The sequence below is a fragment of the Bradyrhizobium sp. 157 genome, assembly GCF_023073815.1.
Taxonomy (GTDB): domain Bacteria; phylum Pseudomonadota; class Alphaproteobacteria; order Rhizobiales; family Xanthobacteraceae; genus Bradyrhizobium.
Genome location: NZ_JADPKF010000120.1, coordinates 20,740 through 37,944, shown reverse-complemented (window position 1 = coordinate 37,944; position 17,205 = coordinate 20,740). Strand labels below are relative to the sequence as shown.

Annotated in this window: 14 protein-coding genes and 1 pseudogene; 7 read left to right on the top strand and 8 right to left on the bottom strand. The window is 63.5% G+C overall.

Annotated features, from left to right (window positions below; translation table 11 throughout):
* Positions 1-39 precede the first annotated feature (39 nt).
* Entirely contained in the window at positions 40-870 is an 831-nt protein-coding gene (locus tag IVA95_RS35780) for an NIPSNAP family protein (protein WP_247514789.1), read from the top strand.
* Here IVA95_RS35780 and IVA95_RS35775 read toward each other — a convergent pair.
* The 4 genes from IVA95_RS35775 to IVA95_RS35760 form a co-directional block, all read right to left on the bottom strand.
* Positions 779-1,723 carry a cupin-like domain-containing protein gene (locus tag IVA95_RS35775; RefSeq protein ID WP_247514788.1) on the bottom strand — a complete coding sequence of 315 codons (945 nt, stop codon included), beginning with the start codon at positions 1,721-1,723 and terminating at the stop codon, positions 779-781. The genes IVA95_RS35780 and IVA95_RS35775 overlap by 92 nt on opposite strands.
* Entirely contained in the window at positions 1,724-2,869 is a 1,146-nt protein-coding gene (locus tag IVA95_RS35770; RefSeq protein ID WP_247515133.1) for a GNAT family N-acetyltransferase, read from the bottom strand.
* A 225-nt stretch (positions 2,870-3,094) separates the two neighbouring features.
* Entirely contained in the window at positions 3,095-5,821 is a 2,727-nt protein-coding gene (locus IVA95_RS35765) for an EAL domain-containing protein (RefSeq protein WP_247514787.1), read from the bottom strand.
* Positions 5,822-5,899: 78 nt separating this feature from the next.
* Positions 5,900-7,006 (bottom strand): FecR family protein, encoded by a 1,107-nt coding sequence (locus tag IVA95_RS35760; RefSeq protein WP_247514786.1) that lies wholly within the window; start codon positions 7,004-7,006, stop codon positions 5,900-5,902.
* 228 nt (positions 7,007-7,234) lie between these two features.
* Here IVA95_RS35760 and IVA95_RS35755 point away from each other — a divergent pair, with 228 nt between their 5' ends.
* A complete protein-coding gene (locus IVA95_RS35755; protein ID WP_247514785.1) occupies positions 7,235-8,923 on the top strand; it encodes a POTRA domain-containing protein in 1,689 nt (562 codons plus the stop codon).
* Positions 8,924-8,925: 2 nt separating this feature from the next.
* On the opposite strand, the gene IVA95_RS35750 is transcribed toward IVA95_RS35755, so the two are convergent.
* The gene (locus IVA95_RS35750; protein WP_247514784.1) at positions 8,926-9,321 is read right to left on the bottom strand and encodes a hypothetical protein; all 396 of its coding nucleotides are present in this window, start codon (positions 9,319-9,321) and stop codon (positions 8,926-8,928) included.
* A 237-nt stretch (positions 9,322-9,558) separates the two neighbouring features.
* Here IVA95_RS35750 and IVA95_RS35745 point away from each other — a divergent pair, with 237 nt between their 5' ends.
* On the top strand, positions 9,559-11,007 hold the full coding sequence (locus IVA95_RS35745) for a caspase family protein (RefSeq protein ID WP_247514783.1): 1,449 nt from the start codon (positions 9,559-9,561) through the stop codon (positions 11,005-11,007).
* A 57-nt stretch (positions 11,008-11,064) separates the two neighbouring features.
* Entirely contained in the window at positions 11,065-13,098 is a 2,034-nt protein-coding gene (locus IVA95_RS35740) for a pyrroloquinoline quinone-dependent dehydrogenase (RefSeq protein WP_247514782.1), read from the top strand.
* 831 nt (positions 13,099-13,929) lie between these two features.
* Here IVA95_RS35740 and IVA95_RS35735 read toward each other — a convergent pair.
* A complete protein-coding gene (locus IVA95_RS35735) occupies positions 13,930-14,391 on the bottom strand; it encodes a PaaI family thioesterase (protein ID WP_247514781.1) in 462 nt (153 codons plus the stop codon).
* Positions 14,392-14,634: 243 nt separating this feature from the next.
* Here IVA95_RS35735 and IVA95_RS35730 point away from each other — a divergent pair, with 243 nt between their 5' ends.
* The 3 genes from IVA95_RS35730 to IVA95_RS35720 all read left to right on the top strand — a co-directional run bounded on the left by IVA95_RS35730 (position 14,635) and on the right by IVA95_RS35720 (position 15,671).
* Positions 14,635-14,913, top strand: coding sequence for a hypothetical protein (locus tag IVA95_RS35730; RefSeq protein WP_247514780.1), 279 nt, complete (start codon positions 14,635-14,637; stop codon positions 14,911-14,913).
* An 80-nt stretch (positions 14,914-14,993) separates the two neighbouring features.
* The gene (locus IVA95_RS35725; protein ID WP_247514779.1) at positions 14,994-15,224 is read left to right on the top strand and encodes a hypothetical protein; all 231 of its coding nucleotides are present in this window, start codon (positions 14,994-14,996) and stop codon (positions 15,222-15,224) included.
* A gap of 111 nt (positions 15,225-15,335) precedes the next feature.
* Entirely contained in the window at positions 15,336-15,671 is a 336-nt protein-coding gene (locus IVA95_RS35720) for a PilZ domain-containing protein (protein ID WP_247514778.1), read from the top strand.
* Positions 15,672-15,687: 16 nt separating this feature from the next.
* On the opposite strand, the pseudogene IVA95_RS35715 reads toward IVA95_RS35720, so the two are convergent.
* Both IVA95_RS35715 and IVA95_RS35710 read right to left on the bottom strand, forming a co-directional pair.
* Positions 15,688-15,929: pseudogene (locus IVA95_RS35715) on the bottom strand (hypothetical protein).
* 213 nt (positions 15,930-16,142) lie between these two features.
* Complete coding sequence (locus tag IVA95_RS35710; protein WP_213246058.1) at positions 16,143-16,322, bottom strand: hypothetical protein; 180 nt, start codon at positions 16,320-16,322, stop codon at positions 16,143-16,145.
* Between the last annotated feature and the right edge of the window lie 883 nt (positions 16,323-17,205).

The window sequence follows — 17,205 nt, the reverse complement described above, 5'->3', positions numbered from 1 at the left end:
GCCCCAAACAACCAACAGCAAAAAACTTGGGGAGCCATCATGATCTACGAACTGCGCACCTACACCGTAAAACCCGGCACGCTCGGCGACATGATCAAGGCCGCCAGCACGGTATCGCGCGATATCCGCAAGGACGATTACGGCAAGCTCGAAGGCTACTGGTCGACCGAGATCGGTCCGCTCAACCAGGTTCTGCACATGTGGAGCTACAACAGTTTCGACGAGCGGGCGCGGCTGCGGGCCGAACTTGCGAAGAATCCGCGATGGACTGGCGAGTACGTTCCACTGATCCGCCCCTTGCTGGTGCGTCAGGAGGTTCGCCTGATGAACGCGGTGAGGCCTCCGGTTGCCCCGGCATCGACCGGCAATGTCTATGAACTGCGCAATTACCGCGCCAAGGCGGCTGGCGGCCTGAAGCAATGGCTCGATGCGTTCACCACCGTGCTGCCGGAGCGCGAAAAATACTCAAAGATCGTCGGCCTCTGGACGACCGAAGCGGGCCAGCCGAACGAAGCCTGCCACATCTGGGCTTATCCCAGCCTGAACGCGCGCGCCGAAGCGCGCGGGAAAGCGATGAAGATCCGGCCTGGCAGGAATTTCTCGGGAAGGGTCCAGGATTCCTCGAGGAGATGCATTCGACCATCATGCTGCCGGCGCCGCACTCGCCGTTGCAGTGAGTGCGGGGGAACTGTAGCCCGGATGGAGCGAAGCGCAATCCGGGGACCGGCACCCGGGATTCCCGGGTTACGCTTCCGCTTCACCCGGGCTACGGGCGCGACTACGCCCCCTTCAAATAATAGTTCGCGCGTTTCCCGAGCGCGATCCGCCGCAGCACACGGCGCATCGCCATCGAGGCACGCAGCGGCCTGATTGCGGTCGTCACGGTGCGATAGAACGCAAGCTTGAGCGCGTCGAGCACCGGCTGATTACCCGGCGGCTGCTGCGGCAGACCGATGCTGCGCAGGATAGAATTGAAGAAGTGCAGATCGTTCATCCGGCGCACCTCGCGTGTCTTCCAGGTGATCGCCATCGAGATCGAGAACGAACCTGCGGTGCGCACCCAGTGCGGCCATTGATACGGCACATAGCAGCCGTCGCCTGCGAACAGGTGGAATTCCTTGCCCAATGGCGCAATGCTCTCGTCATATTTCAGGTTGCGATGCTTGGTCATCGAGCGCTCGATCTCGTCGTCGGAGACGATCGAACGATCGGTATTGTCGAAGATCGTGAAGAATTTTTCGCCGTGGATGTGCACGAAGAAATTGTCTTCGCTGTCGAGATGAAATGGCGTGGTCGAATTCGGCGAGGACACGAACAGGAACCCCTCGACGTGCTCGAAACCAGCATCAGCCAAGCTGTTGAAGCCACGGGCACGGGCGACCGACAGCAGCGTATCCTCCAGCAGCGCCCGATATTCCGGCGAATTCTCGACGCGCTTGAGCACCATCCAGGCGCCGGCCGTCTCAATGCTTTTCACGACTTCGACGGGGTCGAGGTTGACGGTCGGAATCGCGTCCGGATTCTGGCTGATAGCGACCTTGCCGGAATTATATTCGATCAGGTCGCGCGGCAGCTCGGAAGCCAATTGCGCGATGCGTGGCAGCGTCAGCAGCGGATGGCCGGCGAGCTTGTGGCGGATCGCGAACGGTTTTAGCGGAAAGTCGCGGCGGAGCGCGTCATGGTCGGCCGTAATGACGGGTGCTATGGCGGTGAGCGTATTCATTTAGGATTTCTCCTGCCGTGCTCTGATAAAATGAACGATGCGGCGTACCGGTTCACGGATCGCGCCGCGCAAGCGGAGCGCAACGCGAATCAACGCCACGACCGGATCGTTCCGCCGCAGCGGAATCAACACGTCGCCGATTGCAAGGCGTCCGCGCCAGATCGGGTTGATCATGGGATGGTCGGGATTTGCGGTGGAATCCACCATGGCAATGGCTGGATCGGCGCAAAGATGCTGCGTCAGCTCCAGCGTCAGTTGCACGCCCGGCGAAAACTTCGCAAAGCGCTCATCGACGCCGAGCTTGAAATAGAAGGCGCGATCCTGATGGCGCAGCACGATCGCTGCCGCCAGCGGCGTCTCGCCGGCACGCAAGGTCACGATCTCGCACTGGCCGGTTCCAGCCAGCTCCGAAGTGGCGCGGCGGATGAACGCCGCATCGCCTTCGTCCTGGCCGAGCGCGGTGCCACGCTGGCCCTTCCAGCCGCTGGCCTCCAGTTCCAGGAATGTTTCGACGGCGGCAGCGATCTCAACGGGCGTCCGCGCCACGTCGAAGTGGACGGCGCCGTGCTCGGCGAGGCGATTGCGCTGGCGGCGCAGCTCTTTCAGTTTCTTTGCGCCGAGCGCGTCGCGCAGTACTGTATCGGCGTCGGCCGTGGCATCCAGGCAGGCGCGGACATGCGACTGCAGCACCAGCGGCTGCATGCCGCCGCGATGCAGCACCTCGGTAAAGGCCTTCATGGCTGCGCCATCGAGCGAGGTGGCGCGGAAAATCAGCGCATGTGCGCCGGCCCGCCGGGCCCGGCGCAGGATGCTTGTGACGGCTTCTTCCGCCATTTCGCGATCGAGCAGCGGCGTGCAAAGCGTGCCGTAGGGATCGGCGCTCACCAGAGCGGGGAGCGGGATCTTGTAGGCGCGCCACATCGAGATCACGGGCACGAGGCCGATCAACGTGGATGCATCGCGCCACGCGCCGAGCGCGGCGGCGTTCATGCGACCCCGCGCCGAAGCATTCACCGCCAATTCCCATTCGGGCAAGTAATAGCCGTTCGGCTCGGCGGCACCTTCGGTGAGCGCGCGCCACTGGGTCGCGGAGATGCCGGTAAGCGGCGTCAGTGCCTCGCCAATGTCTGGCGCGCGAGCGTTAATTTCATTGCTCGATGCTCGGCGCACCGTCGATGTATCGGTAATATCGGCCACTTCCCCGAATCCCCGTTCGCGATTTTTGTACGGGCGACACCTTGAGAGCGTCGTTGGTTCATCGCGTTCACGGGGCGACGCTAGTGCAAAGAGGTGGAAAATAGCGTTGTTACGACGCTCGGATTTGAGGTGTCGCATTAACCGATCGTTCAGCCTGATCAGGCGGCCCGGCCGTCACGCCACCTCGGCGGTCGCGGGAGCGGTCAGGAATCTGGCTTCGAAATCCCGAGCGGGCATCGGCTTGCCGAAGCAATAACCCTGTCCCTCTTCGCAGCCCATCCTGACCAGGAGGTCGGCCGTTGCGCGATCCTCGATGCCTTCGGCGATAACGGACAGGCCAAGTTGCTTGCTAAGTCCGATCGTCGAACTGACGATCGCCGCGTCGTCTGGATTGGTCAGCAAGCCCAACACGAAAGAGCGGTCGATCTTCAGCCCGTCGAGCGGGAATTTCTTCAGATAGCTCAAGCTGGCAAAACCCGTCCCGAAATCGTCGAAGGACAGGCGAACGCCAAGCTCCTGAATCTCGAGGAACGTATTCAGCGCGGCCTGCTCATCGTGGAGCAGGATGTCTTCGGTGACCTCGAGCTCGAGGCTGGTTGGACTCAAGCCGGTGCTGGCGAGCACCTGCGCGACCGAGACCGCGAGGTCGCCAGACTCCAACTGGGACGGCGAAAGGTTGACACCGACGCGGAGCTTGTGTCCCGCGCGTTCCCAAGCGGCTCCCTGGGTGCAGGCGGCTTGGAGAACCCATTCGGCGATCCGCTCGGAAATCGGAGAGGTGTTGACGACCGGCATGAATTCGCCCGGCGAAACCAGGCCCCGCTCGGGATGACGCCAGCGGATCAAGGCTTCGGCGCCGATCAATCGGCCATCGGCCAGATGAAATTGCGGTTGGTAGAACAATTCGAACTCATTGCGTTCCGCGGCCAGCGCCAGCTCCGCTTCCAGCGTCAGGCGCTTCTCAAGTTCGCGGCGGATCGAGTCTTCGAACAGCACGTAGCCGCCGCGGTTGATCGCCTTGGCGCGGCTCAGCGCCAGATGGGCGTTGCTGAGGAGTTCGTCCGCCGTTCGTCCATCGCCTGGGCAAACGGCGGCTCCAATGCTGACCTTGACGCGGAGGTGGCGGTTTCCGGCCAAAAGCGGCGCGTCGAAGCCGTCGCCGATCTGTTCGGCGAAGCGGCTGAGGTTTTCTCCGATGTCGCTGGTCGGAACGGCGATGGCGAATTCGTCTCCGCTCAAACGAGCGACCAGACCCGCCGACGGAATAGCCGCCGTCAGTCGCTGCGAAATGGCGTGGAGCACGAGATCGCCACAGGTGTTGCCCAGCATGTCGTTGATCTGCTGGAAGCCGTCGATGCCGATCACCAGCAGCGCCACCTTGCGGCCGTCCGTCTCGGCCGCGGAAATCTTGGTCTCGAGCTGGGCGTGAAGCGTGTTGCGGTTGATGAGTCCCGTCAGCGTGTCGTGTTCCGCCAGATATCTCACTCTCTCGGCTTCGCGCTTGCGTACCGAGATATCGCGCAGAATCGCGCCGAATTGAAACCCGTCGGTGCCTTGCCAGCCGGAGAAGGAGGCCTCGACCGGAAACACCTCGCCATTGCGGCGACGTCCGTCGAACTCGACCACCGATCCGGCAGCGAGATGAGCAGCGTTCTTGATGGAAAAGCCAGATGTGGCGAGGGCTTCGTCACGTGCGCAAATCTCGTCGAACGGCCGGCCGATGATCTCTTCGGGCAGATAGCCGAAGATCGCGGTCGCGCCCGGATTCCACACCGTGATCAGGTAGTTGGAGTCGGTACAGATCAGGCCGTCGCCGAGCGACATCGCCACGCGCTGAAAGCGGCTCTCGGCGACCCTGCCGAGCAGGTCCCGGATGTCGATTTCATCGAGGGCGATGGCCGCGACGTAAACGATGATGGCGATGTGAAACAGCGACGTATCCAGAATGAGCGGAAACGCCGCCTGCAGGGCAAACGCCCCGGCCTCGAGGGTGCCAGCCGTGGCGCCGAGCAGCGCCAACCGCTTGCCGGCGGAGAGGCGGCGCCATGAGAACAGCATCAGCAAGGCGAGCAACGCCAGGCCGGCCGCCGTGACGACGCCCGAGGTCCATTGCAGCGCGCGGTTCTGCAGCAGCGACTCCGCAGCCAGTGTCTGCAGTACCGGGCCGGACAGGATTACACCGTTCGGCACGCTGAAGCGGTCGCCGAGTTCGAGCGCCGTGCCGCCGATGACGACCTTCTTGCCCCTGAGTTTTTGCAGTGTCGCCGGGTCGCCGCTCAGAACGTCGGCAAAGGACACTTTGGGGATTCCGGTCGTTCGGATGCTGAAGTCGATCAGAAAGGGCGTGCGCTTTTCGGCGTATTGGCCGGCGAGCACGGCAGCCATCGAGGGTACGAATTTGCCGTCCAGCTTCTCACCGAACGGATAGCGCCGGACGAGGCCATCGGGCCCGACCTCGACATTGACGATCGCCGACCACGAATGTTCGGCGAATTGCTGCAACGGGCGATTGATGTGAAGCGTCGTCCTGTCGGTGCGGGGTTGCTGGAAGGACGGCAGCACGATCGATCCGCCGGCGCTCCGGAGAGCTTCGGCAAAGCTTCGGTCCGACGACGCGTCGGAGGGCGTGGAGAAGTCGACGTCGAGCGCGATGTCCTGGACGTCCGCCCCCTGAAGCTGCCGGATCAGTTCGGCGTAGAGCGGACGCGGCCACGGCCAGACGCCGATCCTGTCGATCGACGATGCGTCGATCGCGACCACCACAACATCGCCAGAGGCCTGTCGCGACTGCCAGGCGAACCGCAGGTCGGCCAACGCGTGACGAAGCGAGCTATGCCAGCCGCCCGCCAGGACGACTGCCAACGCAATCATCACGAAAATATGCGGCCGATATCGTTTCACGTGGTCACCATTCTGGTGTTTCGAGTTTGATTGCCGTTGGCTCGTCAGCCAGCAGACTTGTACGGTTCGTACCGGTTTCTACTTGCCCTTCCCGATGCCGATGCCGATGCCCGTTCCAAGGCCGAGGGCGATGCCTTTTCCGTTACCATTCGCGTTACCGTTCGCGTTGCCGTTACCGATGCCGAGAGCAAGGCCGTTTCCATTGACGCCGCCCGAACCGCTGACGGCTGCAACGGTGCTGCTCACGCCAGATGTGGCGGCGACACTGTTCACCGTGTTGCCCTGACTATTGTTGGCCAAGGTCGAGTCGGCTCCCGAACCGGAGGAACCCCAGATCGTATCCTTGTTGGCGGCGTTGCGCAGACCGCCATGCATCGCCGACTTGTCGCGGGCGAGCCCCTGCGTCACGCGGTGGACATTCAGCCGGACTTCACCGATCGATGACGAGATGCGGGTGACGCCATGCCTTGCGGGCTGCACGCTTGCTTGACGCGACGGCTGGACGCCCGGTCCATTCGTGGCGTGGCGGATGGCGGTAAAGCCTCCGCGCGGCACCGGAACGCGTTCGACGGACGGCGCGCGGGGCTTGCCTTGCTCGATCGGGGCGAGGGCGCCGGCTCCGCCCAGCGAGAGACCCGTCTTGCCGTTGGCGAAGGCCGTCGCATGTTGGCCCGCCATCACCTGAGCGATCTGGCCCGATTTGAAATCTGCGACCTCAACCTGACCGCGGACCACGTCGACGGTGGTCTTGCCTGCGTTAACGGTGACGCGGAATTGCGTGCCCTTCACCACGGCTGCGAGATAGGGAGTCTCGACCTCGAAATGCTTGACGTTGCGCTTTTCAACGTCGAGCAGGATCGAGCCGGCCTGCTGCATGATCGTTGTCGAGAGCCCGTCCTTCTTCTGGGCGGGGACGCCGACCACGGAATTCGGCGAAACCAGGATCATTTCGTCGCCGCGCTTCAGGAGGACGCGTCCGGTGCGGCCGGTGCGAACGGTATCGCCCGGCTTCAACACGTCTTCCGTTTTTAACGATGCTTGCTGGACGTCGCTGCCGCTGAGCCATACCTCGCCCGAGGACCTGCTGACGGTCCAGTCGCCGCCGTCAGCGGCGAAAGCGACGGAAGCCGTTGCCAGCATGAACATGGTCGCGAGTGCTCTTGAGACGTGTGTGATCGCACGCATGAAACTCTCTCCGATTGCCGCTTTATCCCGGACGCTATCGGAAAGGTTTCAACATCGAGTGAGTGGAAGCCGTGCTTCTGCGGGGAGTGCGTTAATCTTTCATTAACTATAAAAAACTATTAAAATCAGATGGCTAGCGGCTCCACCCCCGATTTGGGTTCCATATCCGTACAAGTACGGAACCGGGCGTTTTCATCTTTGTCCTGCTTGGTGACGCCTGGCCTTGCCATGTGGACACTGATCGCCTGCTTTCCGGCGCAAGCGCAGCACGCGAACCAACCCGGTTACGATCCCAGGCAGACCGAAAAACGTTTCGACGACCAGCAATCGAGCCAGGGAGCGAACGGACGGCCCCGATTACCGTCGCCGCAATTCGCCCGGCCGGAGGGGCAGGGGGATTCCAAGCCGCTGTTCGTGCTTCGGCGCGTCTCGATCACCGGCGCCGTCGCGATACCGCAGGACCGGCTGGTGACGGCGTATCAACCCTATATCGGGAAAAAGGTGTCGCAGGCGGATTTGGCGGCCATGGCCAGTGCAGTCAGCGAGGTCTATCGCGCCGCCGGCTTTCACCTCAGCCGGGCGATCATCCCGCCGCAGGATATCCAGAGTGGCGAGCTTCGCATTCAGGTCGTCGAAGGCAGCATCACGGAGTTGACGCTGAAGGGGGACGGCGCCGACGAATTCGGCGTCCGGCCCATGCTCGATGCCGTGCTGGCGGAGCGGCCCTCGCAGCTTGCAACACTGGAACGGCAATTGCTGCTGATCAACGGCCGCCCAGGCATGCGGATCGTGGACACCGCGATCGACGAGATCGGCACGACAACCGGCCATTTCCGCCTGATCCTCTCCGTAAAGACCTGGCATGTCTTCACATCGTTCGGCATTGACAATCTCGGATCGTCGTCGGTCGGACCGTGGCAAAGCTATGGGACGGCGGCGTTCAATTCCTATCTCGCGCCCGGCGATTCGCTCGTGTTCAACCTTTCGACCACACCCGGCGATCCGAGGCAGCTCGCGTTTGGCCGCCTGTCCTACGAAGTGCCCGTCGGCACCGACGGCGCCCGCATCGGCGCGTCCGGCTATTACAGCGAAGTCTGGCCCGGTGATTACCGCCGTCTCTACAGCGACAACATCAAAACCCATTCGTTCGAAGTTCGCGGCAGCATCGCTCCGGTGCAATCGCAGAAGTCCAGCCTGACGCTGACCGCGGCTGCAGGATTCACCAACGCCACCGAAAACGACGTGTTCGGCCTGATCTATGCCGATCGCATCCGCACCGCGAGCCTCACATCGGACTACCGCCTGCAGGACCATTTCGGCGCTATTAATTATCTGATAGTGAATTATCGCCAGGGGCTCGACATTCTCGACGCCTCGCACCGCGGCGACGACTACTTGTCGCGCGTCGGCGCATCCGGCACATTCTCGGCGCTGAATTTCTGGTTCACGCGCTATCAGACGCTGACGGATGCATGGTCGGTGAAGCTCGCCGCTGCCGGCCAGGCGGCATCCGGCCCGCTCTTCACCTCGCAGCAATTCTATCTCGGCGGCATCGCGTTCGGGCGCGGCTATGGCAGCGCCGAGATCAGCGGCGACAATGGTCTCGCAGGCACGGTCGAACTGCGCTTCGACCAGAAGACGAACCTGCAATATCTGAGCGGCTACCAGTTCTACGGCTTCGTCGATAGCGGTGTGGCCTGGAATCGCGGGTACCGGCTCAGCGACGGGCTGTCGCTGACCTCGGCTGGCGGCGGCGTTCGCTTCTTCCTCGCCGAAGGCCTGCAGGCCGATATCGGCGCCGCCGCGCCGCTCAGCTATCGCGCGCCTGATAATCCCACCCGGGGCGCGCGCGTGCTGTTCTCCCTGACCAGCGCGCTGAAGCTCTGCCCGGTGCGGGCGACGACGCGCTGTCTGTAGGGCTAGACCGGCTCGTAGCTCTCGGTCGCACAGGTATCCTCGGCTTCGACCTTTTGGCGATCGGCGATCGCGCCGTCGGAAATTTCGATCCGATAGGTCTGCGTGCCCAGCGGCTTGCCGGTCACCGAAACGACTTCGGCCTTGACGCAGGCGGTCCAGCCCGGGCCGCGGAGGTTCGGGCGCGGCTCGGAAACGCGGACCTGGGTCGGCTGCGAGGCCGCGACGAACACCGAATCCAGTTTCTGCCGCAGCAGCAGCTTGACGTCCGGCGGCGTTCCCAGCGCGGGCGGGTCGGGCGCCTTGCCGCGCATGAACTCCGGCACCGGCGCGCGGACGTCGGCAAAGCCGCAGCCCCCAAGCGTCAGCGCTGCGCCCGCCACCAACGCTATATGTACCACGATCCGCCGCATCGGAGGTTGTTTGTATCGCGAAGACGGCGTTCCGGACAGGGCATTGCGGTGCAATCAACATAACGATTCCGAGACTGTGATGCAGATCACTGCCGAGGACTTGGGTCTGCGACAAGATCGCCGTTGAATCGGGCCATCGTCACGCCTCACATGGCGCCGCCGGCCTGAACCTTTGGCTGCGGGGGCACGACCAATCCACAGCCTGTATTGTCGGGAGGTGGCATCATGCTCCGTCACGCGCTGTTTGGGTTGATCGTTCCCGCCGCGTTGCTTCTGGGTACGCATTCGGCCTCCGCCGAAAGTCGCCTCGCACTGGTGATCGGCCAATCCGCCTATCGCTCGGTGCCTGCGCTGCCCAATCCAGCCAATGACGCCAGGGCGGTCACGCAATTGCTGACCGATTCCGGCTTCGAGGTTTCGACCGCGGCCGATCTTTCGCAGAATCAAATGCGGGAGGCGGTCAGCGAATTCGCCGGCAAGGTGGCTGCGAGGGGCGCCGATACGGTCGCCCTGGTGTTTTACGCCGGCCATGGGCTGCAGATCGACGGCGAGAATTTTCTGGTCCCGGTCGACATCGATCCGAAGCGGGAAGCCGACATTCCGATCCAGGCGGTGCGCCTCAACGACATCCTGAACACGCTGACATCGGTGCCGAGCAGGATGCGCATCCTGATGCTCGATGCCTGCCGCAACAATCCGTTCCCCGATCTCAAGACCGCCGGCAGCGGGCTTGCGCTGGTCGACGCCAAGGTCGGCTCGCCCGGCACGTTCCTGTCGTTCTCGACTTCGCCCGGCGCGGTCGCGGAAGACGGCTCCGGCTCCAACAGCCCGTATACGACCGCACTGCTCGCGGCCGGCAAGGAGCAGGGGATTCCAATCGAGGAGACCTTCAAGCGCGTGCGCCTCGCCGTGAACAAGGTCACCGAGGGGCGGCAGACGCCGTGGGACAGCTCTTCGCTGACCGAGGATTTCCGTTTTTCCGGCGCTTCGGTTGCGGGGCCCAAGCCTGCCGCGCAGCCCAAGAAGACGGTGGCCGAGTGGACGCGCGATCTGAAGGGCAAGCCGGTCGAGGCGGCGAACGAGTTGATCGTGGCCGACGGTACCGACGAAGCCTATGAAGCCTTCGCCGGCCTTTACCCGCAGACGACGCTCGGGCGCCTGGCGCGCGACTGGCTGGTTCGGCACCGGCGCATGGTGGCGTGGAATGAGGCCGTGCTCATCAACACTGCGGCCGGATATCGCTCGTTCTTGGCGAAATTCCCCGACAGTGATCTGGCCGCGACCGCGCGCAAGCTGGAACAGCGGCTGCGCAACCGCCCCGACTTCACGCCGGCGGTCGCTGCCGCCAACGCCGCCGTGCCGCAAAACGTCGCGCTGGCCGCGCCGATGTGCCCCTGCAACGTGCAGCCGCCGCAGCAGCAGCCGATCAAGGTCAACGCGCCGGCCCGGCGCGTCGAGCCCGATCCGCCGAAGCGCGTCGATCGCAAGCCGCCGCGTCGCGTGCGTGAGGTAGATGAGGACGTCGTAGTCGTTCGCCGTCCGCCGCCGCGCGTGGTCTACGAGCAGCCGCCACCGCCGCCGCCGGTCAGCATCGGCATCGGGATCGGTCTCGGCGGATTTGGCGGCGGACGCGGCGGCAATTATGGCGACCACGGCGGCCGGGGTAGATACTGACATGCCGATAGGGTAATCGATCCCGCAAGCGTTGCGTTGCGCTTGCGGGGGCAGGGGATGCGAAGTCCGGTTCGTCTGTTCACTGTCGTCGTTGCCATCTTCATCGGTATCTCGATTCCGGCCTCCGCCTGGGAGCATTGGGGCGGCGATCGCGGCGGGTCGCGGTTTTCGCCGCTGAAGCAGATCGCGCCCGACAATGTCGGCAGTCTGGTTCGCGCCTGGGAGTTTCGTACCGGCGACCTCGATCGCCGGCCGGTCGAGGCAATGAAGCGGACCAAGTTTCAGGCCACGCCGCTGCTTGTCGAGGACAGCCTGATCTTCTGCTCGCCCTTCAACGAGGTCATCGCGCTCGATCCCGGCAGTGGTGTGCCGAAGTGGCGATACGATCCTGGTATCTCGACCGCGCAACGCCCGGCCAACCGCTACACTTGCCGTGGCGTCGCCTATTGGCTCGACGCGCGCGCCACGGAGACTGCCGCCTGCCGTGCACGGATATTCATGGGCACCAACGACGTGCGCGTAATTGCGCTCGACGCCAGGACCGGCGTCCCTTGCGCCGATTTCGGCAACAATGGCGAGATCAAGTTCGCACTCGGTCCATTGGAGTGGCCCGGCGAATTCCAGATCACGTCGGCGCCCGTCATTATCAGCGACACTGTCATCGTCGGCTCCGCAATTGCAGATAATCGCCGTGTCGACGCACCGCCGGGCACGGTGCGCGCTTTCGATGCGCGAACCGGGCAACCGCGCTGGAGCTTCGGTCCGCTGGTGCGTGATGGCGTGATTGCCGGCCACGCCAATGTCTGGGCGCCGATGTCGGTGGACGAGGAGCGCGGCCTGGTATTCTTGCCCACGTCCTCGCCGAGCCCGGATTTCTGGGGCGGCAAGCGGCCCGGCAACAACGACTACGCCAATTCGGTTGTGGCGCTGCGCGCCGAGAGCGGCGAGCGGGTGTGGTCGTTTCAGACCGTGCACCACGATGTCTGGGATTACGACCTGCCGGCGCAGCCGACATTGGCGCGTGTCGATACCGGCCAAGGCCAGCGCGATGTCGTGATCCAGCCCACCAAACAAGGTTTTGTGTTCGTGCTCGACCGCGATACCGGCGAGCCGGTGTGGCCGGTGGAGGAACGCGCGGTGCCGCAGGGCGGCGCCGAAGGCGAGCAGCTCTCGCCGACGCAGCCGTTCCCGACCCACGTCCCGGCGCTGCTGCCGCAACAGATCTCGACCGACGAATTGTTCGGCCTGATTCCGTTCTGGGACAGCGGGGCCTGCCGCGCGCAGGTCGCGTCGGCGCGCAATGAAGGCCTCTACACGCCGCCGTCCACGCAGGGCACCGTGCTATTTCCGATGACCGGCGGCGGCGTGAACTGGGGCGGCGCCGCGTTCGATCCGGTCAGCCAGATCCTTTACGCCAATACGACGCGGGCGATTCACATTATCAAACTGCTTCCACGTGCCGCTGTGGCCGATGGCTTCAACCCGCCGCCCGGGCACGACTTCGGACGGCAACAGGGCACGCCATTTGCGATGACGCGCGCGGTCGCGCTGTCGCCGCTGGGGCTGTTGTGCAACAAGCCGCCCTGGGGCGAGATGGTTGCGGTCGATCTGAAGGCGGCGAAGATTCTCTGGCGATCCAGGGTCGGCACGACGGAAGATCGTGCGCCGCTCGGCATCGCCTTTCCGTTCGGCACGCCGCTCTTCAGTGGCGTCGCGATCACCGCCGGCGGCCTCGTCTTCACCGGCGCGATGGACGCATATTTGCGCGCCTTCGATGCGCGATCGGGACAGGAGCTGTGGCAGGGGCGGCTGCCGGTGCCGGGTGTCGCCAATCCCATGACGTACATGTGGAAGGGCGAGCAATATGTCGCGATCGGTGCCGGCGGTCATTCCGAGTCCGGCACCACGATCGGCGACAGCGTGGTGGCGTTCCGCCTGGCGCGTCCGGGCGAGGCGCCCTCGCTGTGGTCGCGCACCATCGACCGGCCCGGCGGGCGATTTATGAGCGGGGCGATTGCGGTTGGGCTGGTTGTGCTGCTGACTGTGATTGCGTTGTGGCGCTGGCGGCGGGGAAGGGTGGGGCGAGCGTGAGTGCACGCACCCTCTGCTGTCATCGTCCGGCTCGCTGCATTCGCTCTACCCATCCTACGCAGGCTGTCATCCCCGCGAAGGCGGGGATCCAGTACGCCGCGGCTTCTCGGTTTAATCACTGGCGTCTCTGGAATACTGGGTCACCCGCCTTCGCGGGTGACGACAACGGAATATGAAGTGACATTCTCGCGACGCATTGCGCCCGAGGTTTGCTTTTCACTTCCCGCCCTCCTCCAATCAGAGGGCGCAGGGAAGACCGGGTGCGCGCCGCACCCGCGGTCTCGTGTGCAATTTGCGCACTAAGAACGCGCACACGAGCATACAGGTACAGCGGGAGCATCCCGGCCTTCCCTGCGCAATGGCTTTACGGCTTACTTCGAGCTCTCCCCGGTGAACGGCTTTTTTGCCACCGTCGCTCCCGAGAAGCTTCGCTTCTCTCGGACTTAATGCCAGCACCGCGACATCAGGACCACACGACTTCGCCGTACGCTTTCTGCGCCTACGTCTTGCGCATTCAGCGTCCATCGCATCTCACCGCACGTTCGTGACGATCGCGAGCCGCCCCTCAATCGGGTGAGACGAGCGAGTTATGCAGATGATTTGCGTGACAAGTTAAGCGGAATATTTTTGCGCGAAGGGCTGGACAGGTTTTTAGTGATTTGCCCGTCGTGCCATCGTGTCGCAGGCCGCTGCACGAGATTGTGCTTGTACGCGCAGCAAATCAGCTCGCAGCTTGTGGGGTAGGCAAAGCGCAAGCGTGCCCACCATCATTTGCACCGGACGCTGGAATGGTGGGCACGGCGCAAGAGCGCCTTTGCCCACCCTACGGCGCTACAGCATCGCGAACGCGCTCGAGACCATAGCCACCGGCTTGTTGTCGGCGCCGGAAAGCAGCGTGACGCGGCCGAAGCTCATGGTGCGCCCGAGGCGGACCACGCGCGCATCGGCCAGCACGTCGGAGGCGGAGACCGCGCGCATGAAATGCGTGGTCTGGTCGACCGTCGTCATTGCGCGGTAGCCGCGGTTGGCGGCGAGGTTGGCGATCACCATCGCGGTGTCGGCGAAGGCCATGAGCGCCTGGCCCGAGACCGTGCCGCCATTGCGGCACAGCCGCTCCGAGAACGGCAGGCGCAGGATCGCACCCGGCTGCCAGTCAGCGGCATCGCCGGGCGGGGCAGAGTCAAAGCGCTCGATCGACAGATTGAGATCCATCACCCATGGCGCAAACACCTCGCCAAGCACCCGCCTGGCTTCAGCAATGCCGAACTCCGTTGCTTGTGGCTGTTGTTGCATGAACGCCCGTTTCCTTGCCTGATATTATTGTCTGCGCATTGTAGTGGCCATTGCGGCGAAGGGAACACCGACGCCGCGCCCCAAATACGGCGCGATCCGGAGCGATTGGACGCAATCGCCGAAATCCTGCAAGTGCACGCCTGCGCCCCGCGCCGAGCTACGTCGACCAAAGGTGAGAGCCGCCGTGCTTGGCGGCCCGGTTGAGGGGGTGGTACATTTGCGAAAACGTAAAAGGAGAGCGTCATGAGAATGCTGAGCGCGGCCGCGATGGTGGTGTTGTTGACGGTGTCGGCCTACGCGCAGATGTCGACCCCCAACATTAACCTGATGCCGGAATTCCAGTCGAAGACGCCGGAGGAAAAGGAGCAGGATGCGATCAGGGAAAAAGCCTACAAGGACTCTTTAAGGAAGATTCCCGATGCCAAGGCTTCTTCCGATCCTTGGGGCGCGGTGCGCAGTACCGAGGCGCCCAAGGCCGCCGCGCCCGCCAAGAAGAACAAAGCCGGCAGCAGCAGCCAGTAGCTCCCTCGCCAAAGCCGGGTAGGATTCGTTCGCCGCTACCACTATATTTGACCTGTCGTCATCGTGTCTGGAGTTACGACATGGTCTTTCGTCCGCGCGATCTCGCGAGCCGGATGGCCGGCCGGCGCAAGGCGGGCGACGGCTATCTGCGCGAGACGTTTACGCTGCCGCGCGACGAAGCGAGGGCGAGGGCGCGCGACTTCCTCAACCGCTATCCCAAGGCCGCCTATATGAGCTCGGTCGAAAGCTGGCGCGAGCTGCCCAGTGGCGACATCGAATTCACCATGCGCCGGCTTGCCAGCGCCGATTAGGCGACGCAGCTCACCTCCCGCCGGAATTAACACCGACTCCTCGATTTTTGCCGGATTCCAATAACCCGGTATTCAGGTATTCCGCCTAGTGTTCTCCGCTCAGGAGACATCATGGCGAGAGACCGCAAAGACCTTGGTGCCCGCAAATTCGTTCGGGTCGACTTGCGCAAGCCAGGTTTCCTGATTCCGGCGCCGGATGCGCCATGGATCGAGTGCTACATCCTCGACATTTCCGAGAACGGCGCCTCCCTGGATGTGGGCGACCTTGCGGTTCCCAGGGTGTTCGGCCTTTCTCTCACCGCAGGCGGCGAGGTGCGGCGGGTATGCACGCTGATCTGGCGCAGGGGCGAATTGGTCGGCGTCCGCTTCGTCTCCGCCCGGAAGCTGCGCAATGGCGTCGCGCCGCCAAGTGAACCCGATGCGGCTTCCCGGAAGGCCCATGCCTGACTGATCTGCCTTTCGTTTAATCGGCATCCTGCAGCGTCTCGGCTACCAGGCGAATCCGGAATATCGGCTTTTTGGATTCATCCAGCAATTCCATCTGCCACTCGGCGTTTTCGGGCAACTTGCGGGAAACGTCCGCGATCATGTCGCCGCAGACCCGGTCATTTCCTTCCACGCGGCGTTGTGATCGGCAAATTCCGCACCGTCAGTGCTGACACATGCATCCTCGCCATGTCTAACGCTGAAGAAAAAGAGCGGCATGGCAAGCTGACCAAATGCAAAAGGGGCCGCCGTTGGCCCCGAGATCCCCGTCCGCCGGGAGTGGATGCCTCGCGTATTGAAAGATCAACTCCGGGCTTTTACGGGCCCAAGCACGTTATCGGGCACGTAAACCGGGTTATCGCTCGGCTCTAAGCCGATGAGTTGCGGAGAAATTTCTCCGGTGGAAGGCTGCGGAAGCGGCCGCCGAGTGGGTTATTCCCGTTTGGCCTTTTTCAGCTCCCGATCAATCCGGAGCTGGACCCGCCGGATGGCAAGCAGATTGAGCTTGGCTTCGGTCTTGCCCGTGACGACCCTGTCCCCGATACGGAATTGCCATTTCCAGATGCCCGGAGCGACCGCCGTCACGGTGTATTCGACGCCCTTGTGGATCATATGGAAATCCCGCTGCGGCTCTCGACCGCTTCAAACCGGACCTCTCATTTAAAATTGGAATTGTTACAGCCGCTGACAATGCCTTTGCCGCGACGCACATGGCCGAAATCCGCTCCCTCCCATCGACAACCCATGGGCGTGACCGAATTCCCTTGCCGAATTCCCTTGCCGCCCCAATTTCCGCGACGCACAAAAAGCACTGCGCCGCGCAAGCGGAGTATGGTCGCTTGGCGGCGCAGGCCTATTCCCCGAGTGATGCAATATCCCAGGCAAGAATGTTGTCGGGGGCGATAGGAAAAAGGTTCAACGCGCCCGAGACAAATTTACTGGGCGATGAGCACGCCGAAGGGGGCCGCGTGGGGAGTACCTGCCCGCTTGGACGGCCATCCGGGATGTCCGGGGTGCCCGGCTTCCTATTCCTGCCGCGATGGATAAGGCTGCCGCGGCGGAATATGGGTTCGCGATGGCGCGTCCGGCCGGACGGGCTGCGGCAGCCTTGACGGCTCCGGCGTGCGGCTGAGGTTCAACAGCCATGTGAGGAGATCAGCGCCATGGTGTTGAAGCGTCGGCAGGATGGGTTCGTAGGCAAGGGCGGCCACGGGGCGGTCGTTTGTGTCTGCATGCCGCTGAGCATAGCGTGCGGCGCCTTGATGGACGGTTCAGATCTAACCGCAAGCACGCCTAAAATTGTAGGCGATGTCACCACGTCCCGATTTGCAGATCGGACACGATGAGGCCGCCGTTCGGCGGCCTCATCGCGAGAGCTAGCTTTCCGGCTGCTCTACATCAGGCGCCCGGGGGCTGGCGTCGGGCGCCCCTTCACTTCTGGCCCGAAGGTCGGCGGCCTTATCGAGAAAGCCCGCGGCGACCTCCGGATCCGTAG